23 protein-coding genes are annotated in these 21,659 nt (G+C 58.4%); 8 read left to right on the forward strand and 15 right to left on the reverse strand.

Annotation, left to right across the window (positions count from 1 at the left end; genetic code table 11):
• Positions 1–4: 4 nt before the first annotated feature.
• From slmA to coaBC, 3 genes are all read right to left on the reverse strand, one after another.
• Complete coding sequence (gene slmA, locus L2I46_RS09410) at positions 5–601, reverse strand: nucleoid occlusion factor SlmA (RefSeq protein WP_004205072.1); 597 nt, start codon at positions 599–601, stop codon at positions 5–7.
• Positions 602–725: 124 nt separating this feature from the next.
• Entirely contained in the window at positions 726–1,184 is a 459-nt protein-coding gene (gene dut, locus L2I46_RS09415) for a dUTP diphosphatase (protein WP_004145270.1), read from the reverse strand.
• The gene (coaBC, locus tag L2I46_RS09420) at positions 1,162–2,376 is read right to left on the reverse strand and encodes a bifunctional phosphopantothenoylcysteine decarboxylase/phosphopantothenate--cysteine ligase CoaBC (protein ID WP_004205070.1); all 1,215 of its coding nucleotides are present in this window, start codon (positions 2,374–2,376) and stop codon (positions 1,162–1,164) included. The genes dut and coaBC overlap by 23 nt, the downstream gene beginning before the upstream one ends.
• 172 nt (positions 2,377–2,548) lie before the next feature.
• On the opposite strand from coaBC, the gene radC reads away from it, so the two are divergent.
• The 4 genes from radC (at position 2,549) to mutM (ending at position 4,800) form a co-directional block, all read left to right on the forward strand.
• Positions 2,549–3,214 carry a RadC family protein gene (radC, locus tag L2I46_RS09425; RefSeq protein WP_017900054.1) on the forward strand — a complete coding sequence of 222 codons (666 nt, stop codon included), beginning with the start codon at positions 2,549–2,551 and terminating at the stop codon, positions 3,212–3,214.
• A gap of 216 nt (positions 3,215–3,430) precedes the next feature.
• Positions 3,431–3,667, forward strand: coding sequence for a 50S ribosomal protein L28 (gene rpmB / locus L2I46_RS09430; protein WP_000091955.1), 237 nt, complete (start codon positions 3,431–3,433; stop codon positions 3,665–3,667).
• A gap of 20 nt (positions 3,668–3,687) precedes the next feature.
• Positions 3,688–3,855, forward strand: coding sequence for a 50S ribosomal protein L33 (gene rpmG / locus L2I46_RS09435; RefSeq protein WP_002922510.1), 168 nt, complete (start codon positions 3,688–3,690; stop codon positions 3,853–3,855).
• A gap of 135 nt (positions 3,856–3,990) precedes the next feature.
• Positions 3,991–4,800 (forward strand): bifunctional DNA-formamidopyrimidine glycosylase/DNA-(apurinic or apyrimidinic site) lyase, encoded by an 810-nt coding sequence (mutM, locus tag L2I46_RS09440; protein WP_236947801.1) that lies wholly within the window; start codon positions 3,991–3,993, stop codon positions 4,798–4,800.
• A 122-nt stretch (positions 4,801–4,922) separates the two neighbouring features.
• Here mutM and coaD read toward each other — a convergent pair whose 3' ends face one another.
• The 7 genes from coaD to rfaQ all read right to left on the reverse strand — a co-directional run bounded on the left by coaD (position 4,923) and on the right by rfaQ (position 11,857).
• Complete coding sequence (coaD, locus tag L2I46_RS09445; protein ID WP_004205067.1) at positions 4,923–5,402, reverse strand: pantetheine-phosphate adenylyltransferase; 480 nt, start codon at positions 5,400–5,402, stop codon at positions 4,923–4,925.
• Positions 5,399–6,175, reverse strand: coding sequence for a glycosyltransferase family 2 protein (locus L2I46_RS09450; protein ID WP_236947802.1), 777 nt, complete (start codon positions 6,173–6,175; stop codon positions 5,399–5,401). Before L2I46_RS09450 ends, coaD begins: the two co-directional genes overlap by 4 nt.
• Positions 6,175–7,449 carry a lipid IV(A) 3-deoxy-D-manno-octulosonic acid transferase gene (gene waaA / locus L2I46_RS09455; protein ID WP_004205065.1) on the reverse strand — a complete coding sequence of 425 codons (1,275 nt, stop codon included), beginning with the start codon at positions 7,447–7,449 and terminating at the stop codon, positions 6,175–6,177. The genes L2I46_RS09450 and waaA overlap by 1 nt, the downstream gene beginning before the upstream one ends.
• A 91-nt stretch (positions 7,450–7,540) precedes the next feature.
• The gene (locus L2I46_RS09460) at positions 7,541–8,530 is read right to left on the reverse strand and encodes a glycosyltransferase (protein ID WP_023291365.1); all 990 of its coding nucleotides are present in this window, start codon (positions 8,528–8,530) and stop codon (positions 7,541–7,543) included.
• A gap of 29 nt (positions 8,531–8,559) precedes the next feature.
• Positions 8,560–9,654 (reverse strand): glycosyltransferase, encoded by a 1,095-nt coding sequence (locus tag L2I46_RS09465; protein ID WP_023291364.1) that lies wholly within the window; start codon positions 9,652–9,654, stop codon positions 8,560–8,562.
• A 2-nt stretch (positions 9,655–9,656) separates the two neighbouring features.
• The gene (locus L2I46_RS09470) at positions 9,657–10,784 is read right to left on the reverse strand and encodes a glycosyltransferase family 4 protein (RefSeq protein WP_236947803.1); all 1,128 of its coding nucleotides are present in this window, start codon (positions 10,782–10,784) and stop codon (positions 9,657–9,659) included.
• Positions 10,781–11,857 carry a putative lipopolysaccharide heptosyltransferase III gene (gene rfaQ / locus L2I46_RS09475; RefSeq protein ID WP_048298566.1) on the reverse strand — a complete coding sequence of 359 codons (1,077 nt, stop codon included), beginning with the start codon at positions 11,855–11,857 and terminating at the stop codon, positions 10,781–10,783. The genes L2I46_RS09470 and rfaQ overlap by 4 nt, the downstream gene beginning before the upstream one ends.
• A 111-nt stretch (positions 11,858–11,968) precedes the next feature.
• Between rfaQ and L2I46_RS09480 the strand changes: the two genes are divergently transcribed.
• Both L2I46_RS09480 and L2I46_RS09485 read left to right on the forward strand, forming a co-directional pair.
• Positions 11,969–12,931, forward strand: coding sequence for a polysaccharide deacetylase family protein (locus L2I46_RS09480; protein ID WP_023291361.1), 963 nt, complete (start codon positions 11,969–11,971; stop codon positions 12,929–12,931).
• An 18-nt stretch (positions 12,932–12,949) separates the two neighbouring features.
• Positions 12,950–14,029: a glycosyltransferase family 9 protein gene (locus L2I46_RS09485; RefSeq protein ID WP_032454363.1), complete on the forward strand. Its 1,080-nt coding sequence runs from the start codon at positions 12,950–12,952 to the stop codon at positions 14,027–14,029.
• A 44-nt stretch (positions 14,030–14,073) separates the two neighbouring features.
• Here the strand turns inward: L2I46_RS09485 and L2I46_RS09490 are convergent, their stop codons facing one another.
• The 5 genes from L2I46_RS09490 to rfaD are packed head-to-tail and all read right to left on the reverse strand — an operon-like array spanning position 14,074 to position 19,103.
• Positions 14,074–15,243 carry an O-antigen ligase family protein gene (locus tag L2I46_RS09490; protein WP_236947804.1) on the reverse strand — a complete coding sequence of 390 codons (1,170 nt, stop codon included), beginning with the start codon at positions 15,241–15,243 and terminating at the stop codon, positions 14,074–14,076.
• Entirely contained in the window at positions 15,221–16,129 is a 909-nt protein-coding gene (locus L2I46_RS09495; protein ID WP_023291358.1) for a glycosyl transferase, read from the reverse strand. The genes L2I46_RS09490 and L2I46_RS09495 overlap by 23 nt, the downstream gene beginning before the upstream one ends.
• The gene (gene rfaC, locus L2I46_RS09500; RefSeq protein ID WP_065882887.1) at positions 16,129–17,100 is read right to left on the reverse strand and encodes a lipopolysaccharide heptosyltransferase RfaC; all 972 of its coding nucleotides are present in this window, start codon (positions 17,098–17,100) and stop codon (positions 16,129–16,131) included. The genes L2I46_RS09495 and rfaC overlap by 1 nt, the downstream gene beginning before the upstream one ends.
• Before the next feature lie 3 nt (positions 17,101–17,103).
• Entirely contained in the window at positions 17,104–18,162 is a 1,059-nt protein-coding gene (rfaF, locus tag L2I46_RS09505) for an ADP-heptose--LPS heptosyltransferase RfaF (protein ID WP_044525043.1), read from the reverse strand.
• Between the two features lie 8 nt (positions 18,163–18,170).
• A complete protein-coding gene (gene rfaD / locus L2I46_RS09510) occupies positions 18,171–19,103 on the reverse strand; it encodes an ADP-glyceromanno-heptose 6-epimerase (RefSeq protein ID WP_085551492.1) in 933 nt (310 codons plus the stop codon).
• Positions 19,104–19,316: 213 nt separating this feature from the next.
• On the opposite strand from rfaD, the gene kbl reads away from it, so the two are divergent.
• Together kbl and tdh are read left to right on the forward strand one after the other, a co-directional pair.
• Positions 19,317–20,510, forward strand: a complete 1,194-nt coding sequence (gene kbl, locus L2I46_RS09515; RefSeq protein ID WP_017900044.1) for a glycine C-acetyltransferase — start codon at positions 19,317–19,319, stop codon at positions 20,508–20,510.
• A gap of 12 nt (positions 20,511–20,522) precedes the next feature.
• Entirely contained in the window at positions 20,523–21,548 is a 1,026-nt protein-coding gene (tdh, locus tag L2I46_RS09520) for an L-threonine 3-dehydrogenase (protein ID WP_004205051.1), read from the forward strand.
• The last annotated feature ends 111 nt before the right edge of the window (positions 21,549–21,659 follow it).

Below are 21,659 nucleotides of genomic sequence, written 5' to 3' on the forward strand. Positions count from 1 at the left end.
AAAACTACTGCAGCTGTGCGGCGACCAGCGGCCAGCGGGCGTCGAAATCATCCGTCGGACGGTATTTGAACTCGCTGCGCACAAAGCGCGACAGCATGCCCTCGCAGAAGGCCAGCAGCTGGCTGGCCAGCAGCGTTTCGTCGAGAGTGTAGCCTTCGCCTTCGCGCATTTTTTTCTCGCGCATCACCTGACGCAGCTGCACTTCGATGCGTTCAAAAAGCTGGTTGATACGGCCCTGCAGCCGATCCTGTTCGAACATCAGCGCGTGTCCGGTGAGGATGCGCGTCAGCCCAGGATTACGCTCGCCAAACCCAAGAATCAACAGAACAATCAGGCGCAGGCGCGCGGATGTGTCCTTCTCATCTTTCAGAATCAAATTGATGCGCGTAATCAGACTGTCTTCAATGAACTCGATCAGGCTGTCAAACATGCGGGTTTTGCTGGGAAAATGGCGATACAGCGCGGCTTCAGAAACGCCGACGGAAGCCGCCAGTTTCGCGGTGGTAATACGTTGGCTACCATCGCTGGATTCCAGCATTAGCGCCAGAGATTGAAGTATTTCTTCGCGACGATTCCGTTTCGCAGTTTGCTTTTCTGCCATGTTTTAAAATACCCCTGAAAATAAGCACTTGTCAGGCAGACATCCACAACGCGACCGCAAACCAGAGTTTGCGGTGATGTTATTGCATTATGCGCGTTGGGATGCAGATTCCGTGTTGCTGGGCTTATTTACGCCCTGAGTGACCGAAGCCGCCTTCGCCGCGGTCGGTGGCATCGAAAGATTCCACCAGGTTAAATTCCGCCTGCACGACCGGCACAAAGACCATCTGCGCGATACGTTCGCCCGGCTCGATAATAAAGCTCTGCTGACCGCGGTTCCAGACGGACACCATCAGTTGCCCCTGGTAATCGGAGTCGATAAGGCCCACCAGGTTGCCCAGCACCACGCCGTGCTTATGACCCAGGCCCGAGCGCGGCAGGATCACCGCCGCCAGAGAGGGATCGGCGATATGAATCGCAAGGCCGGTCGGCAACAGCGTGGTTGCGCCCGGCGCCAGCTCTACGGCGTCGTCGAGACAGGCTCGCAGGTCAAGTCCGGCGGAGCCGGAGGTGGCATAGGTCGGCAGCGGAAATTGCTGGCCGACACGCGGGTCCAGAATCTTAACGTCGATTTTTTTCATCATAACGGGTCACGATCTCGTCGAGTAATAATTGGCCCAGGAGTTCCTTGCGCTCAAGTGGTAAGCGCTTTTCCCCATCCTGCCAGAAAAGGTGTAATGCGTTGCTATCGCTGTTAAATCCCTGATTAGGCTGGGAAACATCGTTGGCGCAAATCAGGTCGAGGTTTTTGCGGGCACGTTTTTGCCGCGCATATTCTTCCACATTATTCGTTTCGGCGGCAAACCCAACGACGTAGGGGCGATGCGATTTTAGCGCTGCAACCCCGGCGACGATATCCGGGTTTTTAACCATTTTTATTGTTAATTCATCACCTTGTTTTTTTATTTTATCTTCGGCGATGGCGGCGGCGCGGTAATCCGCCACCGCGGCGCAGCCAATAAAAATGTGCTGCTGCTGAGCGCTGGCCTGGACGGCCGCTTCCATTTCCAGCGCGGTAGTGACATCAATGCGCTGCACAAAGGGCGGTGTCGGTAGCGATACCGGTCCGCTGACCAGGGTCACGTTCGCGCCGCGCTGTGCGGCGGCGGCGGCAATCGCGAAGCCCATCTTACCGGAGCTGTGGTTTGAGATGTAACGCACCGGATCCAACGGCTCACGGGTCGGGCCCGCGGTAATCATGAGGTTGAGATGTTGCAAATCTTTGACAGGGGAGGCGAAATGCTGTGCAACCATCTCCACGATGGTTAACGGATCGAGCATTCGCCCCGGGCCGACGTCGCCGCAGGCCTGGCTACCGCTGTCCGGTCCCCACAGCAGCAGGCCGCGGGATGCGAGCGTCTGCAGATTATGCTGGGTGGCCTGCGCGCGATACATCTGCTGGTTCATGGCGGGCAAGACGGCAACCGGGGAAGGGGTGGCGAGACAGATCGTCGACACCAAATCATTGGCCATGCCTGCCGCCACGCGGGCGATCAAATCGGCGGTCGCCGGGGCGAGGATCACCAGGTCGGCCCATTTTCCGAGCTCAATATGGCCCATGGCCGCTTCCGCCGCCGGATCGAGCAGGCTGTCGGAAACCGGATAGCCGGATACCGCCTGCAGGCTGAGTGGGGTGATGAACGCTTTTGCCGCCTCCGTCATTGCGACACGCACTTCCGCGCCGCGTTCACGTAGTCGCCGTACCAGTTCCGGGGTTTTATACGCCGCGATACCGCCGCTGACGCCCAGGACGATTTTTTTACCCGCCAGAGTCATCATGATGTATTCCTGTTGCCGTAGACCAGAATCCGCGCATCTTATCACAATCCTGCCGCCGTCGTGCCTCTGACGGGCATTCACTTTGCGAGCGGCTACGCAGGGTGAAAAGCGGCGGGTCGGCAGCGTCGTCAGGTTGTGCCAGGATAGGCTGATTCACGCAGGAGGGCGCATGGACGGAACGGAAAATCTGATGCCACGGGAGAAGATGCTGCAATTCGGCATCGAGGCGCTGACGGACGTTGAGCTACTGGCGCTGTTTCTGCGCATTGGCACACGCCGTCAGGATGTGCTGAGCTACGCCCAGGCGTTATTGCAGCGTTTTGGTTCGCTCTACGCTCTGCTTTCCGCTGATAAAGCGCAACTGGTTGCCGTTGACGGGCTGGGGCTGGCGAAATATGCGCAACTGAAGGGGATTGCCGAGCTGGCGCGGCGCTATTTTAGTTCGCAGCTGGTTGAGGAGGCCGCGCTGGTCACCCCCTCGATGACGCGGGAATTTTTGCAAAGCCAGCTGACGGAAGAGGAGCGCGAGATCTTTATGGTGATCTTTTTAGATAATCAGAACCGCGTGTTGAAACATAGCCGCCTTTTTTCTGGTACTCTTAGCCACGTTGAGGTGCATCCGCGAGAAATTGTACGCGAAGCCATCAAAGTGAACGCCGCCGCCGTGATCCTTGCGCATAATCATCCCTCCGGTAGTCCGGAGCCGAGTCAGGCTGACAGGCTGATTACCGAAAGGGTGGTAAAGTGTTGTCGATTCATGGAGATACGTGTGCTTGACCATCTGGTTATCGGCCGCGGTGCGTATGTATCTTTTGCCGAACGTGGCTGGATTTAGCCCCGAACTGGCGATCCTTCGGGATCTTTGTCTGTTCGGGACTTGAGCACATCGCCGAGTCAGCGTATACTACGCCACCTTTGAGAATCTCGGGTTTGGCATTTGGGCCTGGCAGTCGAGAGTTCACATTGAACTGCGATGACCAGGCTGTAAAGCCTGACGAGGCGCCAATACCCCATACGAAGCTCGAGCTAATTTGATTTTTGGAGAATAGACATGTCCCGAGTCTGCCAAGTTACTGGCAAGCGTCCGGTGACCGGTAACAACCGTTCCCACGCACTGAACGCGACTAAACGCCGTTTCCTGCCGAACCTGCACTCTCACCGTTTCTGGGTTGAGAGCGAGAAGCGTTTTGTCACCCTGCGCGTATCTGCTAAAGGTATGCGTGTAATCGATAAGAAAGGCATCGATACAGTTCTGGCTGAACTGCGTGCCCGTGGCGAAAAGTACTAAGTACTTAGAGGAAATAAATCATGGCTAAAGGTATTCGTGAGAAAATCAAGCTGGTTTCTTCCGCTGGTACTGGTCACTTCTACACCACCACGAAGAACAAACGTACCAAACCGGAAAAAATGGAACTGAAAAAGTACGATCCGGTTGTACGTCAGCACGTTATCTACAAAGAAGCTAAAATCAAATAATTTTAGCCTCCTTGTATAAAAACCCCGCTCCGGCGGGGTTTTTTGTTTTTAAAACTCCCCCATATTGCTTTCACACACTCCCTTTTCAGCCACCTGTCCGTGAAGCACAATACGCCGGGTAAATGGAGGAAAATCATGCCTGAATTACCAGAGGTTGAAACCAGCCGCCGCGGCATTGAGCCGCACCTGGTTGGCGCAACCATTCTGCACGCCGTCGTGCGCAACGGACGGCTGCGCTGGCCGGTTTCTGAAGAGATTTATCGCCTGAGCGACGTTCCGGTGCTCAGCGTGCGTCGTCGCGCCAAATACCTGCTTCTTGAACTCCCGAACGGCTGGATCATTGTCCATCTCGGGATGTCGGGAAGCCTGCGTATCCTGAGCGAAGAGCTGCCTGCGGAAAAACACGATCACGTTGATCTGGTTATGAGTAACGGTAAAGTCCTGCGCTATACCGATCCGCGCCGCTTTGGCGCCTGGCTGTGGACCAAAGAGCTGGAAGGCCACCCGGTGCTGGCGCATCTGGGGCCGGAGCCGCTGAGCGACGCCTTCAACGCCGATTATCTCCAGCAGAAATGCGCGAAGAAGAAAACCGCGATCAAACCCTGGCTGATGGATAACAAGCTGGTGGTGGGCGTCGGCAATATCTACGCCAGTGAATCGCTGTTCTCCGCCGGGATCCACCCTGACAGGCTGGCGTCCTCACTGTCGCGGGACGAGTGCGAGCAGCTGGTGAAGGTGATTAAGCTGGTCCTGCTGCGTTCGATAGAGCAGGGCGGCACCACGCTGAAGGACTTCCTGCAAAGCGATGGCAAGCCCGGCTATTTTGCCCAGGAGCTACAGGTCTATGGCCGCAAGGGCGAACCCTGCCGGGTCTGCGGCACGCCGGTTGTCGGGACCAAGCATGCCCAGCGGGCGACCTTTTATTGCCGCCAGTGTCAGAAATAGTCACCGGAACAGGAATGATTGTCGGCCAGGTCAGCGGACCTGCGGGGGCGCATCTGGTGGGCCGGGGACGTTTGTAGGCCAGATAAGCGCAGCGCCAGCCTGGCTCATGCCCAGCAGATACGTTACTTCAGCTTATTCAACAGCGCCTGGTGGACGTTGGCTGGCAGGAAGTGAGAGACATCGCCCTGGTGGCGCGCGACTTCTTTGACCAGCGAAGAGGAGATAAACGACCACTCTTTGCACGGCATCAGGAACACGCTCTCAAGGGTGGGCATCAAATGGCGGTTCATATGGGCCAGCTGCATCTCATATTCGAAATCCGCCACCGCCCGCAGGCCGCGGATCAGGATATTGGCCTGCTGCGCGCGCGCGAAGCTGGCCATCAGGTCGCTGAAGCCGACCACCTGAACATTCACCAGGTGGGCCGTCGCCTGCTCCGCCAGCGCAATACGTTCATCAAGGCTGAACATCGGCTTTTTACTCGGGCTGGCGGCGATAGCCAGCACCACTTTATCGAACATACTCGCCGCGCGGGTGACGATATCGATATGGCCATTGGTGATGGGATCGAAGGTACCCGGATAGATCGCTTTTGTGCTCATGATGACTCTTTCTCCGAGTAGCCGTGGCTCAGCGCCCACAGCTCGGTATATTTCGTAAACGTATACTGCGCGCTGACCATCGCCAGTAACCAGCCCTGCTTACCATCCAGCACCCCACCGCGCAGCAGCAGCGTTTTCAGGAACGCGCCCAGCGTGTGGCTGAATATCCCCGCCATCGAGGTCTTCTTGCCCTTCCGGTGGCGTTCTAGCGCCCATGCGGCGGCGTAAGCCAGCTGTTTTTGCTGAAAGCCAGCGAAGTCGCGGCACGTCAGATGCAGGAGATCGCCGGTCAACGGAATGACCTCGGCGCCCAGGCTATCCAGCGATTCATGGACCAGATTATCGTTATAGCGGTAACGGGCGCGTTCGTACAGGCGCAGGACGCGATCGGGGTACCAACCGCTGTGGCGCATAAAGCGTCCGAGAAAATAGTTACGGCGGGCGATGCTGTAGATGGCGCCGCGCTGCGGGGCTGCCAGTACCGTAAGAATAGCCTGCCTGAGTTCCGGCGTGACGCGCTCATCGGTATCGATCATCAACACCCAGTCGCCGGTGGCGTAGTCCTGCGCGCGCTGGCGCTGAATGCCATAGCCTCGCCAGTCGGTATGGGTATAGACCTGCGCCCCGAGGCGGCGAGCCAGCTCGACGGTGCCGTCGGTACTGCCGGAGTCGAGGACGATAATTTCATCCGCCCAGCTAACGGAGTCCAGACAATCCGGCAGCAGGTCCGCTGCGTTTTTGGCGATCATCACCACGGAAAGCCGGTTCGACATTAATGACTCCGCTGCGGCAGGTAAGGTTGCAGTAACTGTAGCAGACGCGACAGCGCGCCCTGGTTTTGGTGCAGCACTTCCACCGCGTGACGGCCATACCACAGGCGGTAGTCTTCATCGGTCAGCAGCGTGGAAACCTCTTTGACCAGCGAGTTAGCGTCGGTAACGGTGATCAGGCCATCGTCCTGCTGCAGCTTGGCGCAGATATCTTTGAAATTGAAGGTATGCGGCCCCATCAGCACCGGAATGGCGTGCGCCGCCGGCTCGAGCGGGTTATGGCCGCCGCGCTCCACCAGGCTGCCGCCGACGAAAGCGAGGTCGGCAATGCCGTAGAGCAGCATCAGTTCGCCCATGGTATCGCCAATGACCACCTGGGTACTGGAGGAGGGGATCTCGCCGGTGCTGCGCAGAGTGAAGCTCATTCCGGCTTTTTGCACCATGTCGCGGGCGTCAGGGAAGCGCTCCGGATGGCGAGGAACAAGGATCAGCAGCAGGTTCGGAAAGGTCTCCAGCAGCTTTTTATGCGCCTGGAGGATAATTTGCTCTTCGCCATCGTGGGTGCTGGTGGCAATCCAGACTTTGCGGTGCGGCGCCCATTGCCGGCGCAGCGTCACCGCGCGGGCCGCCAGTTCTGGCGTGACGGAGATATCGAATTTCAGGCTGCCGGTGACCGCCAGCTGGTTGCGCTTCAGTCCCAGCGCGAGGAAGCGGTTGCCATCTTCTTCATTCTGCGCGGCGATAAGCGTAATACGGCTCAACAGGCGACGCATAAAGCCGCCCAGTTTGGCATAGCCTTTGGCGGAACGTTCGGACAGGCGGGCGTTGGCAATCACCAGCGGGATCTTACGCTTATGCAGCGCGGCTACCATATTCGGCCACAGTTCGGTCTCCATGACGATCACCAGCTTCGGCTGAACGGTGTCCAGGAAGCGGTTCATGGCGCCGGGCAGATCGTAGGGCAGATAGACGTGATGGACATCTTTGCCGAAGGCCGACATGGCGCGCTCGGAGCCGGTCGGCGTCATGGTGGTGACGGTGATCGGCAGAGAAGGGTAGCGGTGGCGCAGGGCGCGAACCAGCGGGATGGCGGCTAAGGTCTCGCCGACGGAAACGGAGTGCAGCAGAATGCCATCCGGCTCTACCTTGTTCTGACAGAAGCCATAGCGTTCCGCCCAGCGTTTACGGTAGGCAGGAGCCTTACGACTGCGCAGCAGCAGCCGCAGCCACACCAGCGGCTGAATAAGGTAAAGTAGGGTGGTATAAAGCAATTCCAAACTATTTATCCGTTCTCTGTTTTGGCGGGCAAATTCTAAGCATTTAGCCCGCGTAAAGCTATCTCTTTGGCGGAAACAGCGGGTTTTTGGTCTATCCCGCGTGGCGATAACGCTTAATACGCAGATAACGGCGTCCCAGGCGCCAGCGTAAACGGAAAGTACAGGCGTTTTTCCAGATTAACCGCCAGATACCGCGGTCGAAGAATTCTTTAATGATAACATGCTTTTTCGACTCATCTTTCATACTGTCGAAGGTGTGGATGATCCCCAGGCCTTCTTTGGCGATCTGCCAGCGACAGGCGGCGATATGGCGCACTTTGTCCGGGTAACGCTGGTTGATCGCCTCCAGCATCTCCAGAATTTTCATGTAATGGCGCGCCGAACGCATCAGCGTGTCGTCGTTGTCCGGCTTATGCGACACCGACTCAGAGTGGATGTAGTAATCATAGAATTGCTGACTGGTGTACTGCACGCGCTCCGCGGCCAGCAGCGCCTCTGTGGTCCACGGGATATCCTGATGGCGCAGGCCGGGCTCGAAATGGAAGTGATGCTGGCGGATAAAATCGTGGCGATAGATATTGAGCCAGGTGACGTGCAGAAATTTCCGCGAGTCCAGGGCCTGCTTGAGCCAGACATGGCCCGGCAGCACACCGGTCGAGGGCAAGCGATCCAGCGGAAAGATCGGGTGGCTCTCGCGGCGCTTTTCGTACACGTAGGTGCCGTTGCAGGTGGCGACATCGAGATGTGCTTTCTCCGCCATCTCCAGCAGCGTGCGATACATGCCCGGATAGAGTTTATCGTCGATGTCCGGAAACGCGAGATACTTGCCGCTGGCAACCGCCAGGCCGGTATTGCGCGCGACCGAGACGCCCTGGTTTTCCTGCTCCAGCACCTGGACGTTCTGCAGCCGATCCCGCCATTCGGCGATCACCGCCAGGCTGTTGTCCGTCGACCCATCGTTCACCAGGATCAGTTCATAGCTGTCCAGCTGCTGCTGTTCAATGCACTCAAAGAATTGCGCAAGAAATTTCTCACCGTTGTAGACGGCAGCCACGATGCTCAGTAAAGGCGTTTGACTCATAAATCTTCGATCCTGGTTAACTAACGGCGTCAGATGCGCTGCAGCTGACGGTACTGCTGACAAATGGACACGACGCTGAATTTTTCCAGCGCGGCATCGTCGATGGCCGGCGGGTTATGGTAAATGCTTTGCATCGTCTGAGCCAGCGCCGGACTGGTGAGATCCGCCAGACCGCGGGCAAGTTCGCCGGTGAGGATCTCGGTGACGCCGCCGGGGCAGCGGGTGCTGGCGACCGGGGTATGCAACAGCAGCGCCTCCACCACCACATTGCCGAATCCTTCGCTATCCGAGCTCAAAACCAGCATCCGCGCGCCTTTGATCCACGGTAAGGGGTTTTCCTGAAAACCTTTGAACCACACCCGGTCGTCAATCTGCAGCGTTTTGGCCAGCTGGCGCAGGCGCTGCTCTTGCTCCGGTTTCCCCTGGCCTAACAGCACCAGCGGCGCGTCGATGCCGCTTTGCGCGTAGGCTTCGAGCAGGCGGTCGTGGCGTTTGCCGGGATGGAAGCGGCCGACGTGAATCAGGTAGTCGCCGTCCGGGCGCTCGCTGTCGGCTTCCGCCCCGGCGCGCAGGGCGGCGATATCGAAGGGGTTATAGATGGTTTTCAGCTGCGCCGGGCGCAGGGCGAAGGCGTCCACCAGATCGCGCCCCACGGCGTCGGAAACCGCCACCACGTTGCGCCCCTGGTAAATCCGCTTAATTTTCTGCTGCTTCATCCAGCGGTCAAAGCCGGTACGGTGACCAAGATAAGAGGCCGAGAAGACGCCGTGCAGGCAGAACCAGACGTTGCGCTCGCGCAGCGCCCGGCTGCGGGCGACGATGCGGTCGGTTTTGTGCAGGTTGGAGAGCACAAGGTCAAATTGTCCCTGCTGCTCGGCCCGGATGACCGCGGCGTCCAGCTGGCGGGCGCGGCGGGACAGCTCGGTCAGCTTGCGCCACGGTTTGCGGCAGCGATCGGCCACCACCTGGTAGTCGAGCCCCTCGGGCAATGGGTACTCGCAGACGTCGCGTAGCGAAATGAGCGAGACCCGATCGCCGTCGCGCAGGAACTGCGCCGCCAGGGTGAGAACCACTTTCTCCGCGCCGCCGCCGGGCAATCCGTCAATCACAAATAAGATGCGCATCGTTATTTCACCAGATCCTGATAAAGGGAAAGCAGCTGGGTTGAGAGGCGCTTGCTGGTGCAGGCCATGATGCGCTCGCGGGCGCGGTCGCCTTCCGCGGAGCCCAGCGCGCGGGCAGGCAGGGCTATCACCGCCTGCTGTAGCGCCGGGATATCCAGGGCGTCGCAGACGTAACCGTTGTGGCCGTTGACGATAAACTCTGCCCCGCCGCAGCCGGTGGTGGTGATCACCGGCAGACCGCAGGCCATTGCCTCAAGGATGACGTTGGGGAACGGATCGTAGAGGGTCGGCAGCAGCAGGCCATCGGCCATCTGATAGAACGGCAGCGTCTCCGACTGCATGCCGAAGAAGCGCACCCGCGCTTCGCAGCCGAGACTCTTCGCCAGCGCCTGATAGCGCGGCTGATCTTTATCTTTGCCAACCACCAGCAGATAGCGATCGGTCGGGGCGATGGCGCGGATCGCCGCCGCCAGCCCTTTACGCTCAAAGCCGGAGCCGACGTAAATCAGGCAGGTCGCCTGCAGCGGCAACTGCCATTTGGCGCGTAAGGCGGCAAAGGTTTCTTCGCCCGGCGGCAGGAAACGCTGGTTATCAATGGCGTTATAGATAACGTGGATCTTGTCCGCCGGCAGGCCAAAGTCTTCGATGATCTCGCGTTTGATCATCTCGGCGTTGCAGATCACCCCGCGCAGATGCGGGTCTTCGTACATCGCCCGTTCCGCTTGCATCACATAACGGTGGTAGCGGTCGGCGAACAGCAGGCGGCTTTTCCAGGCCGGTAAAATGCGCGAGCGCTGTTGCAGCCAGCGGCGATGAACGCCGTCGCCGGCGCGGTAGAGATCGCAGCCGGGAATACGCTCATGGCTCTGCACCAGGTCGAAGGATTCGCGCTGCCAGAGCGCCCGCGCGGCGTTGGCAAACCCGCGCTCGCGGCTGATGCGCCCCCATTTGCGCGGATTACAGATATGGATCTGCCAGTCCGGTTTCACCGGCCCCTGCCATTCGCGGGTGATGACGTTCAGCTGCAGATGACTGCTGTCGAGGGCTTCCAGCGCGCGGGAGACAAAGCGTTCTGCGCCGCCGTCCGGGCGGTACTTCTGCCGCACCAGAGCCAGCCTGAATTTACTCATGCCAGTACCTTTTTCGCCGCCGCGATCACGGCGTCGGTAGGAATTAAATCGAGATAACGTTCGTCGGTGTTGGTGTTGATGGCGTCCGGGTCGGGCAGTGGACCGAAGTCGCCTGCCCAGATCACCTCGCCTTTCGCCTGCCATGGACGCCAGAAGGTCAGCTTCGAGGGGCCGAACAGGGCGACCAGCGGAGTGCCGAGAGCCGCAGCCATATGCATTGGCACCGAGTCGACGCCGATAAACAGCCGGGCGTGATCGATCACCGCCGCCAGCTGGCGCAGCGTTAACTGGCCGGCTAAAGAGTGCAGCCGCGCCTGCGGGCAGCCGGCGATGATGGTCTCCACCATCTTCTTCTCTCTATCGTCGGGGCCGGAGGTGAGTACCACCGCGTACCCTTCGGCGGACAGCGCGTTGATCAGCGCGCTCATCCGATCTTCGCGCCAGCATTTGAAGAACCAACGCGACGTTGGCTGGATGACGATGTAGTTATCCCGGAAGTCCTCCGGCAGCAGGGCGCGGCTGGTGGCCCAGTCTGCTTCGCTGTAGCCCATCCGCGCCGGGGCGTCGTTCAACTGGATACCGAGCGGAGCGAGGATAGAGAGATTCTGCTGTACCGTATGCAGCTGATTATGCTGTTGGGTGGCGGCCAGCGCGGTGTGGCAATAGCGCCAGAACGGGTGGCGACGCTTCGGAAAATCAAAGCCGATCCGCGTCGCGGCGCCGGTCAGTTTGCTGATAATCGCGCTCGGCCACTGGTCGGCAAGGTTGAGCACCATATCGTATCGCTGCTGGCGCAGCGTCTGAATGAGCTGCCATTGCATCTTCAGCTGATGCTTTTTCCCCTGCTTTTTCCAGCGGCGGTCGAGACCATAAATATGGTGGATATCGGGGTTGGCGGCGAGCATATCCCGGGTCTCTTCATACAGCAGGACATCCACGCTGGCGGCGGGATACTGCTGTTTCAGCGCGTGAATAAGCGGGGTGATCAGCAGCATGTCGCCATGATGGCGCAGCTTAATGACCAGGATCCGCGCCGGGTTCAAGGGGCTGCGGGAGAGGGTTTCAGGCGTCATACTCTGTTCTTCATCCAGGATAAGGGTTCCGATTCTAGGGGATCAGACAGATTGAGAGAAGCGTTGTATTGCTCTACCATGACCCGATACGTATGGCCTGAGGACGTTTTCGTGCACAATCCCGCATTTCTCATCACGATTGATACAGAGGGCGATAACCTCTGGCAAAAACATGACAGCATCACCACCGAGAATGCGCGTTATCTCCCGCGTTTTCAGCAGCTTTGCGAAAAGTATGGCTTTAAACCGGTCTATTTGACCAATTATGAAATGGCCATCGATCCCTTTTATATCGAATTCGCCAGAGACGTGATTGCCCGCGGCACTGCGGAAGTCGGTATGCATCTGCATGCCTGGAACAGCCCGCCGACCGAGCCGCTGACCGCCGATGACTGGCGGCATAAGCCTTATCTCATTGAATACAGCGATGCCATGATGCGTGAGAAGGTCGACTATATGACGCGTCTGCTGGAGGACACCTTCCAGACCAAAATGGTTAGTCATCGCGCCGGGCGCTGGGCCTTTGACGAGCGCTATGCGCGTCTGCTGGTGGAGTACGGGTATCAGGTGGATTGCTCGGTGACCCCGCGGGTGAACTGGAAGACCGCCAAGGGGGCGCCGCAGGGCGATGGCGGGACCGATTATCGTCGCTTCCCGCAGCATGCCTATTTCCTCGATGAAAATGACATCAGCCGCGAGGGCCGCTCGCCGCTGCTGGAAGTGCCGATGAGCATTCAGTACAAGCACTCCGCGTGGATGAACAGCGTGAAGCAGGGCTACGACCGCCTGCGCGGCAAAGTGCGTTCCCCCTCCGTGCACTGGCTGCGTCCGATGGGCGGCAACGTGGAGACGATGAAAAAAGTCGTCGAACAAACGTTGACGCAGGGCAATGACTACGTGGAATATATGCTCCACTCTTCAGAATATATGCCCGGCGGCAGCCCCACGTTCCAGAATGAACGGGATATTGAGCGTTTATACGCTGACCTTGAAGCCTTTTTTAGCTGGCTGGCGCCGCAGGTGAAGGGCATGACGTTGGCAGAATATTACCAGCGGAAAATCACACAGCGCTAACACAGCTCAAGGTACCGTATGCGTATCCTTAAACAATTGACGCGGAAAAAGAACGCTTTTTTCCGCGGTATTAAATTTAATTTAATTAACTATCGATACAGAAATAAGCCGGCGCGCAAACCCTTCGACCCGGCCCCCGTGCGCCGCGTGCTGCTATTGCGCCTGGACGATAAAGTCGGCGATATGGTGGTGACCACCGGCTGCGCCAGAATACTGGCCGAAAGGGGATATCAGGTTTCGGTGTTAACCGGACCAATATGCTGCGAAATATTAGCCGGCTCAGAATTCATTGAGCAAGTATATTTATATCGACCACGCATGTCCTTAAATACGTTACGGGCGGCGGGTTTTGATGCGGTTATCGATTTTGATGACGTGACCAGCTATGAACGCTTTAAATTACTCGCCGATTTACGGGCGACCAGCGTGATTGGCTTTAATAAAGAGCCCTATAAACTTTACGATCATTCGATCGCTTTTTTTGACAGCAACAGCCATATTTCCCTGCGCTATCAGCAGGTGGTGAAGCTTTTTGGCGTCGTTGACGACCAGCCATACGACTATCATCTCCCCGGCTGTCGCCATGAGCGGGAGAAAGTGGCGCGCTTGCTTTCCCAGGCCGGAGAGGTCGCACTGCGCATCGCCATTAACCCTTTTACCGCCTCCGAGGATAAAGACTTCTGTCGTCATCAGGTGGCGACCCTGGTCGAGCGGCTACATGCTCTGCCTTACCGGGTCTGTATCGTGATGGTGGGTCGCAGCGAGAAAATTCAACAGCTGGGGCTGGATATGGCGCTGTACGTCGCCGACAGCACTATCAACTCCGCCGTGGAGGTGATTCGCAGCTGTGATTTAGTCATTACGCCGGACACCTCGATCGTGCATATCGCCCGCGCTTTCGATAAACCGATGGTGGCGGTCTATAACAAACGCAAACTCAAGGATACCGGGCTGCCCGGCTATCATATCTGGGCGCCGGGCTATGACAAAGCGAGGCAGATCGTTTGTGAAGAAGCGAATGTCGCCGATGTGGCGATTGAGTCGGTATGGCCGGTGATTAAAGAGCAGGCCGACCGGCTGGTCGCCGCCCGCAGTTAATAGAAAAGTGAATATAAAAAAGGGCCGTCAGCGGCCCTTTCTTGTTAACGCTTTTCCGCCAGCCCTTTGCTGAGCGCAATGCCCAGCGGCAGCCAGAACAGCACCCAGGTTTCCCGGGGGTTGCTGATGATAAACATCCCCTGCGAGGCCATAAATACCAGCGCGTAAAACAGGATCGCCAGACTGTAGCGGCTGTCGGAGCGGCGCTTGCGCCACGCCTGCCACAGTCCGCAGGCAATGACCGCCAGCAACAGCAGTAAACCTACGATGCCGCCTTTCAGCAGGGCGCCCATATATACACTGTGGGTGGTGGTGATGTGTTCGCCGCTGTAGTTGATGAAATCCAGTTCATAGCTGAAACCGCGTCCCAGCCAGGGCTGGCTGGCCATCTCCGACAGTGTATGGTGCCAGATGCTCAGGCGCAGTCCGCTTTGGGTGCCCAACTCTTCGAAACGGGCGAGCAGCATGTCGCCCACCGGCGTCATGACCAAAAGCAGAGCCACCAGCACGGCCAGCGCCGCGGCGATCAGCAGGTTGCGGCGGGTGAAGACGTGCAGGTGCAGCGTACAGCCGACCGCCAGCACCAGGGCGATGATCGGCCCGCGGCTTTGGGTCAGCAGCATCATCACCAGCATGATGGCCACTGGCAGATAGAGCCAGTGGCTGGCTTTTTCTTTCAGCAGCATGCCGCAGATTAAGATGCCGATGCCGCAGTATCCGGCAAGGTCGATAACGTTTGTTGGCCCGGGGTTCTCGGGGGAGACCGCCCGTTCGGTGAGGACCAGGGTTTGGTCGAACATCAGCGTCCACAGCGAGAGCACAGTGATCCCGCCAACCACCGCCAGCATGGCCAGGCGGCGGGTTCGTTCGTCGCTGAGCAGCATCGCCATCAGCAACAGATAGCCCGTCAGGTACACGCCGTGGGTGATCGGCGAGTCGATATGCTGCGGCGTATGGCCCCACAGGTTACTGAGGGCGTAATAGATAAAGAAGACCGCCAGCAGCGCCCAGGTCTGCCACTGTTCGCGTAACACGCCGGCCAGCGCCTGGCGGTTTTCCGGGCGTACCAGCGAGAGCAAGAGCAGCAGGATCGATAAATGCAGCAGGTTATTGGTCCGGGTGGACATGCAAAAAATCGCGCTGAAAAATAAAAACAAAGGAAAAACAATCGAGTAACCCTGTCTGGCGTAGTTACTCATTTTTAAAGTACTCATTAAACGCAACCTTTTCGAAAATAGTGTCCGGCACAGCGCTTTCTGGTGAAAAATTAATGACCCGGATCTGGCGTTGCTGCAGTACCTGCGCGGCATGCGCAAAGGAGGGCATGACGAGGGTATCCACTTTTGTTGCCAGGTACGAAGGCAATTTTTCTTGTTGTGTTTCGTAGAATCGCGGCTGGTTGAAGTTAGTCATATCCAGACCGCTCACCAGGATAGTGCTGAAGCCCAGCCAGGCGAGGATCTGCAGCGCCCAGTAGACCACCGTGCCGGCATCAAAGACGCCCTGGCGAATATCGGTGCTAAAACAGATATCCGGGCGCTGGGGATGAAAGCACATCGCCGGATTCTGCTGGTAAGTGCGCTTTATCGCTTCGCTGGCGACTTTCGGCTGGTAAATCTTATAGCAACCGTCCTCAATCAACGCCAAACGGCAGCGCAGCGCGTCCGCATGGCGATCGACGATTTTGGCGATCCCATGCATGGTGGTGAACAGCAGAATGTCCGGCTGACTGACGATGGCGCGGATAATGTCCGGCTTCTTATCGAAAAACTCCATGTCGACGATGGTATAGAGCGAAAAGTGCAGTCGGTCGGCAAGATGCCAGGCGCCATTGACGCCCATCACCGGGATCGTTTTCGACAACAGGGAAAAATCGATATTGCGGGTCGAAGGGCCAGTGGCGGTCAGCAGGACTTCGCCCTGCATGCTGTTTTTCAGCGCGCTCAGGCTGACCAGCGGCACCGTTTTCCCTTTATAACGCAACGCGCTGATTTCGCCGCTCGGCGCGCGGGTGATGCGGGTAAAAGGCCACAGATTTTCATTGTGACGATAAGCGCGAGGGCGGGTGTAGCGATAGATCTGCTTAAACAGGGATCCCATCAGAGCAGCCCCTGATTTTGCAGAAGAAGATGAACCCGGCTGGCGGTAATATCGCCGGTGCTGGCGCTGTTTTCCGGCCGCACGATGTGCTGGTTTTTACCGTATCCGCCAATCAGCCCCGGATCGGTCGGGCCGTAGAGCGTGAAGTTCGGTTTATCCAGCGCGGCGGTCAGATGACTCAGGCCGGTATCGACCGAGACGACGGCCCGGGCGCTGGCCAGAACCTGCGCCACCTGCTCAAGGCTCATGCGCGGCAGCACTTCAACATACTCCCGGCCTTCCGCCAGCCGCTTCGCCCGCGCCTCTTCGTGCGGGGCGCCCCACGGCAGCTTAATGCGGACGCCGCTGTCGGCCAGCAGATCGAGCAGTTCCTGCCAGCGGTTTTCCGGCCAGTGCTTATCGTCGCGGGTGGTGGCGTGCAGAAACACCAGATAGGGGGCGGCAGCGCTAGCCTCGTGCTGCAGGAAATGGCGCGCAATGGCGTAATCCCCCTGGGTTTGGGGTTTCGCGTAGCCGAGGCTTTTGGCGAACAGCTCGCGGGTACGCTCCACCGCGTGCTGCTGTTTCGCAATGTGGTGGCGGCGGTTGTAAAACAGGCTGGCCAGCGGCTCGCGGGCCGTTTGCCAGTCCATACCATGCTTGACGCCGTGCGCCAGACGGGTGACCAGCGCAGCGCTTTTCACCAGCCCCTGGGCGTCGATAATGGCGTCATACTTGACCGCCTGGACGGCCTCGCGAAAGGCTTTACGCTCCGCTTTGATCGGCGCGGAGAACCAGGCTTTACGCCAGCGGCGGATCGCCACCGGGATCACCCGCTCGACGCTGTCATGCCAGGAGGGGATCTGCGCGAAACCTTCTTCCACAACCCAGTCGAAGCGGATGCCGGGGATGGCCTGCGCGGCGTCGGTCAGCGCGGGCAGCGTGTGCAGCACGTCGCCCATCGATGAGGTTTTTACAATCAATACCCGCATCCGCTACGCTTCCTCGTGCCCGGTTTTTTCCGTCAGCAATTCGTTCAGCTCTTGCAGGACGCGCTCTGGCGTAATGTCGATCAGGCTCTGATGATAACCTTCCGCGGCATCGCCTTTGCGCACCTTGTGGTAGCCGGTAATCAGACGGATCACGCGCGCTTTATGCGACAGCGGCGGGGTAAAGTCCGGACTGCTCGGGCCATACAGCGCCACCAGCGGGCGGTCCAGCGCCGCGGCGACGTGCATCAGCCCCGAATCGTTAGTCACCACCGCTTTACAGGCGGCAATCAGGATCACCGCCTGCTCCAGCTGGGTTTCACCCGCCAGATTCCGGCACCAGGCCTGCTGCTCGCTGCTGAGGGCGGCGATGATCTCTTTGCCGGCCTCGTTATCTTTTGCCGAGCCAAATAGCGCAATCTGATAACCATCGTCGATGAGCTTTTTCGCCAGCGCAGCATAGTGATAGTGCGGCCAGCGTTTTGCCGGGCCGAACTCCGCGCCGGGGCAAAAGCCGATGATCGGCCGATCGTTGGACAGGTTAAAGGCGCTGCAGGCCTGCGACTTTTCCCCTTCGTTGACCTGCAGCTGCGGCCATAGCAGCGGCTGCGGCAGATCTTTGGCGCAGCGCATCACGCCGTTGTCGTAGGCCAGCGCCACGTAGCGTTCCACCATCAGCGGCCAGGCGTCTTTGTCCAGCACCCGGGCGTCGTTGAGCAGACCGTAGCGCATCTCGCCGCGCCAGCCGGTGCGCAGCGGGATGTTGGCGAAGAAGGGGACTAATGCCGATTTAAACGAGTTTGGCAGCACGTAAGCGCGATCGTAGCGACGCTCGCGCAGGCTGTGGCCGAGCTTGCGGCGTTCGCCGATAGCCAGCGCGCCGTGGCCCAGCGGCATCGGGATCGCTTCGTTCACTTCCGGCATGCGCGATAACAACGGACGACACCAGGCTGGCGCCATCACGTCGATAATCGCCTGGGGATAGCGCGCCCTGAGCGTACGATAAAGACTTTGCGACATCATCATGTCGCCCACCCAAGACGGGCCTACCACCAGAATTTTCATGTTATCTCTTACGCATCCCGATTCAGCCAGGCCATATACTCCGTTACGCCTTCGGCAACGGTTTTGAACGGTTTGTCATAGCCCGCTTTACGCAGGTTAGTCAGATCCGCCTGGGTGAACGCCTGGTAGCGGCCTTTCAGTTTGTCCGGGAATGGGATGTACTCGATGCTGCCTTTTTTGTGGTACGCCAGGGTCGCGTCGGCGACGGCCTGGAAGGATTCCGCGCGGCCAGTGCCGAGGTTGAAGATGCCGGAAACGCCGTTTTCCCAGAACCACAGGTTGACGTCAGCCACGTCGCCGACGTAGACGAAGTCGCGCTTGAAGCCGTCGCTGCCTTCGAACAGTTTCGGACTTTCGCCATTATTCAGCTGGGTGTTGAGGTGGAAAGCGACGCTCGCCATGCTGCCTTTGTGGCCTTCGCGCGGCCCGTAGACGTTGAAGTAGCGGAAGCCGACGATCTGCGAATTGGCTTCCGGCAGGATCTGACGAACGTATTCATCGAACAGGAATTTGGAGTAGCCGTAGACGTTTAGCGGCTGCTCATACTCGCGAGACTCGATGAAATCGCTGGTGCGTCCACCGTAGGTGGCCGCCGAAGAGGCGTACAGGAACGGAATTTCGCGCTCCAGGCAGTAGTGCAGCAGCTCTTTGGAGTACTGATAGTTGTTGTCCATCATGTACTTGCCGTCCCACTCCGTGGTGGAAGAGCACGCGCCTTCGTGGAAGATTGCATCAATGTCGCCGAACTCTTCGCCTGCCATAATCTGGATCAGAAAGTCTTCTTTATCCATGTAGTCAGCGATGTTCAGGTCAACCAGGTTCACAAACTTGGTGCCGTCTTTCAGATTGTCGACAACCAGAATGTCGGTAATGCCCTTGTCATTCAGCGCTTTAATGATGTTGCTGCCGATAAAGCCTGCGCCGCCGGTTACGATGATCATAACTGTACCTTTGAAGTTGAGAGCCCGGAGACAATCCGGACATGAATGCTCATATCATATCACCACATGAGCAAGCCTACAGCCATTCGCAGAATAAGGTGCTGGGCTGACGTGATTTATGCTGCAAATAATTCATTCAGGCCTGCATCATCTCGTATCAGCGTATAGCTTTGGGTAATATGTGCCAAATTTTGCCGAATCTGGAGAGTTGCAATGCGTGGTGATTTCTACAAACAGTTAACTAGCAATCTGGAGACCGCTCGGGCCGAAGGCTTGTTTAAAGAAGAGCGCATCATCACCTCGGCGCAGCAGGCGGACATTACCGTCGGCGACAGCCACGTGATTAACTTCTGCGCCAATAACTATCTGGGTCTGGCCAACCACCCGGCGCTGATCGACGCGGCGAAATCCGGTATGGACAGCCACGGCTTCGGGATGGCCTCGGTACGCTTCATCTGCGGCACCCAGGATACGCACAAGCAGCTGGAGAAGAAGCTGGCGGATTTCCTCGGTATGGAAGACGCGATCCTCTACTCCTCCTGCTTCGACGCCAACGGCGGCCTGTTTGAAACGCTGCTCGGCCCGGAAGACGCCATTATCTCCGACGCCCTGAACCATGCCTCGATCATCGACGGCGTGCGCCTGTGTAAAGCGAAGCGCTTCCGCTATGCCAACAACGATATGCAGGAACTGGAAGCGCGTCTGAAAGAAGCCCGCGACGCTGGCGCGCGTCACGTGCTGATCGCCACCGACGGCGTCTTCTCGATGGACGGCGTGATCGCCAACCTGAAAGGCGTTTGCGACCTGGCGGATAAATACGATGCGCTGGTGATGGTCGATGACTCCCACGCCGTCGGCTTCGTCGGCGAAAACGGTCGCGGCTCCCACGAATACTGCGATGTGATGGGGCGCGTCGACATCATCACCGGCACGCTGGGTAAAGCGCTGGGCGGCGCCTCTGGCGGCTACACCGCCGCACGCAAAGAGGTGGTCGAGTGGCTGCGCCAGCGTTCCCGTCCGTATCTGTTCTCCAACTCTCTGGCGCCGGCCATCGTGGCCGCCTCCATCAAAGTGCTGGAGATGGTCGAAGAGGGCGCAGACCTGCGCGATCGCCTGTGGGCCAACGCGCGTCTGTTCCGTGAAAAAATGACTGCGGCAGGCTTCACCCTGGCGGGCGCCGACCACGCCATCATTCCGGTGATGCTGGGTGAAGCGGTGGTGGCGCAGAACTTTGCCCGCGAACTGCAGAAAGAAGGGATCTATGTCACCGGCTTCTTCTATCCGGTGGTACCGAAAGGCCAGGCGCGTATTCGCACCCAGATGTCGGCGGCGCATACCCCTGAACAAATTGAGCGTGCGGTGGAAGCCTTTACCCGCATCGGCAAACAACTGGGCGTCATCGCCTAATAAGGGTGTGAGATGAAAGCGTTATCCAAACTGAAAGCGGAAGAAGGCATCTGGATGACCGACGTACCGGAACCGGAAGTCGGCCATAACGATCTGCTGATTAAAATCCGCAAGACCGCCATTTGCGGGACCGACGTGCACATCTACAACTGGGATGAGTGGTCGCAGAAGACTATTCCGGTACCGATGGTGGTCGGGCACGAATATGTCGGCGAAGTGGTGGGGATTGGCCAGGAAGTGCGCGGCTTTAAGATTGGCGACCGCGTCTCCGGCGAAGGGCATATCACCTGCGGCCACTGCCGTAACTGCCGCGCAGGCCGTACCCACCTGTGCCGCAACACCATCGGCGTGGGCGTCAACCGCCCGGGCTGCTTTGCCGAGTATCTGGTGATCCCGGCCTTTAACGCCTTTAAAATTCCCGACAATATCTCTGATGACCTGGCGTCCATCTTCGACCCATTCGGCAACGCCGTGCACACCGCGCTCTCCTTCGATCTGGTGGGGGAAGACGTGCTGGTCTCCGGCGCCGGTCCGATCGGCGTGATGGCGGCGGCGGTGGCGAAACACGTCGGCGCGCGTAACGTGGTGATCACTGACGTTAACGAGTACCGTCTCGAGCTGGCGCGCAAAATGGGCGTCACCCGCGCGGTGAACGTGGCGAAAGAGAACCTCAACGACGTGATGGCCGAGCTGGGGATGACCGAAGGTTTCGACGTGGGTCTTGAGATGTCCGGCGCGCCGCCGGCGTTCCGCAGCATGCTGGATACCATGAACCACGGCGGCCGTATCGCGATGCTGGGTATCCCGCCGTCGGATATGTCCATCGACTGGACCAAGGTCATCTTCAAGGGGCTGTTTATCAAAGGGATCTATGGTCGCGAAATGTTCGAAACCTGGTACAAGATGGCGGCGCTGATCCAGTCTGGCCTGGATCTTTCGCCGATCATCACCCACCGCTTCGGCATTGACGACTTCCAGAAGGGCTTTGACGCCATGCGCTCCGGTCAGTCCGGTAAAGTGGTTCTGAGCTGGGAATAACGCCTCCGGTCTGTTGTAAACATCAGCAAAAAAGGCGCCTGCGGGCGCCTTAATTTAGATTTGGATAACATTTTTAGCCTGCTTAATATCAAGCGCACAATTTCTACATCG

This window comes from Klebsiella sp. 2019SCSN059 (genome assembly GCF_021739525.1).
Taxonomy (GTDB): domain Bacteria; phylum Pseudomonadota; class Gammaproteobacteria; order Enterobacterales; family Enterobacteriaceae; genus Klebsiella; species Klebsiella quasipneumoniae.

Coding starts and splice junctions, on each gene's coding strand:
- slmA (WP_004205072.1), bottom strand. CDS start 601: ATGGCAGAAAAGCAAACTGCGAAACGGAATCGTCGCGAAGAAATACTT.
- dut (WP_004145270.1), bottom strand. CDS start 1,184: ATGATGAAAAAAATCGACGTTAAGATTCTGGACCCGCGTGTCGGCCAG.
- coaBC (WP_004205070.1), bottom strand. CDS start 2,376: ATGACTCTGGCGGGTAAAAAAATCGTCCTGGGCGTCAGCGGCGGTATC.
- radC (WP_017900054.1), top strand. CDS start 2,549: ATGGACGGAACGGAAAATCTGATGCCACGGGAGAAGATGCTGCAATTC.
- rpmB (WP_000091955.1), top strand. CDS start 3,431: ATGTCCCGAGTCTGCCAAGTTACTGGCAAGCGTCCGGTGACCGGTAAC.
- rpmG (WP_002922510.1), top strand. CDS start 3,688: ATGGCTAAAGGTATTCGTGAGAAAATCAAGCTGGTTTCTTCCGCTGGT.
- mutM (WP_236947801.1), top strand. CDS start 3,991: ATGCCTGAATTACCAGAGGTTGAAACCAGCCGCCGCGGCATTGAGCCG.
- coaD (WP_004205067.1), bottom strand. CDS start 5,402: ATGAGCACAAAAGCGATCTATCCGGGTACCTTCGATCCCATCACCAAT.
- L2I46_RS09450 (WP_236947802.1), bottom strand. CDS start 6,175: ATGTCGAACCGGCTTTCCGTGGTGATGATCGCCAAAAACGCAGCGGAC.
- L2I46_RS09460 (WP_023291365.1), bottom strand. CDS start 8,530: ATGAGTCAAACGCCTTTACTGAGCATCGTGGCTGCCGTCTACAACGGT.
- L2I46_RS09465 (WP_023291364.1), bottom strand. CDS start 9,654: ATGCGCATCTTATTTGTGATTGACGGATTGCCCGGCGGCGGCGCGGAG.
- L2I46_RS09470 (WP_236947803.1), bottom strand. CDS start 10,784: ATGAGTAAATTCAGGCTGGCTCTGGTGCGGCAGAAGTACCGCCCGGAC.
- rfaQ (WP_048298566.1), bottom strand. CDS start 11,857: ATGACGCCTGAAACCCTCTCCCGCAGCCCCTTGAACCCGGCGCGGATC.
- L2I46_RS09485 (WP_032454363.1), top strand. CDS start 12,950: ATGCGTATCCTTAAACAATTGACGCGGAAAAAGAACGCTTTTTTCCGC.
- L2I46_RS09490 (WP_236947804.1), bottom strand. CDS start 15,243: ATGAGTACTTTAAAAATGAGTAACTACGCCAGACAGGGTTACTCGATT.
- L2I46_RS09495 (WP_023291358.1), bottom strand. CDS start 16,129: ATGGGATCCCTGTTTAAGCAGATCTATCGCTACACCCGCCCTCGCGCT.
- rfaC (WP_065882887.1), bottom strand. CDS start 17,100: ATGCGGGTATTGATTGTAAAAACCTCATCGATGGGCGACGTGCTGCAC.
- rfaF (WP_044525043.1), bottom strand. CDS start 18,162: ATGAAAATTCTGGTGGTAGGCCCGTCTTGGGTGGGCGACATGATGATG.
- rfaD (WP_085551492.1), bottom strand. CDS start 19,103: ATGATCATCGTAACCGGCGGCGCAGGCTTTATCGGCAGCAACATCATT.
- kbl (WP_017900044.1), top strand. CDS start 19,317: ATGCGTGGTGATTTCTACAAACAGTTAACTAGCAATCTGGAGACCGCT.
- tdh (WP_004205051.1), top strand. CDS start 20,523: ATGAAAGCGTTATCCAAACTGAAAGCGGAAGAAGGCATCTGGATGACC.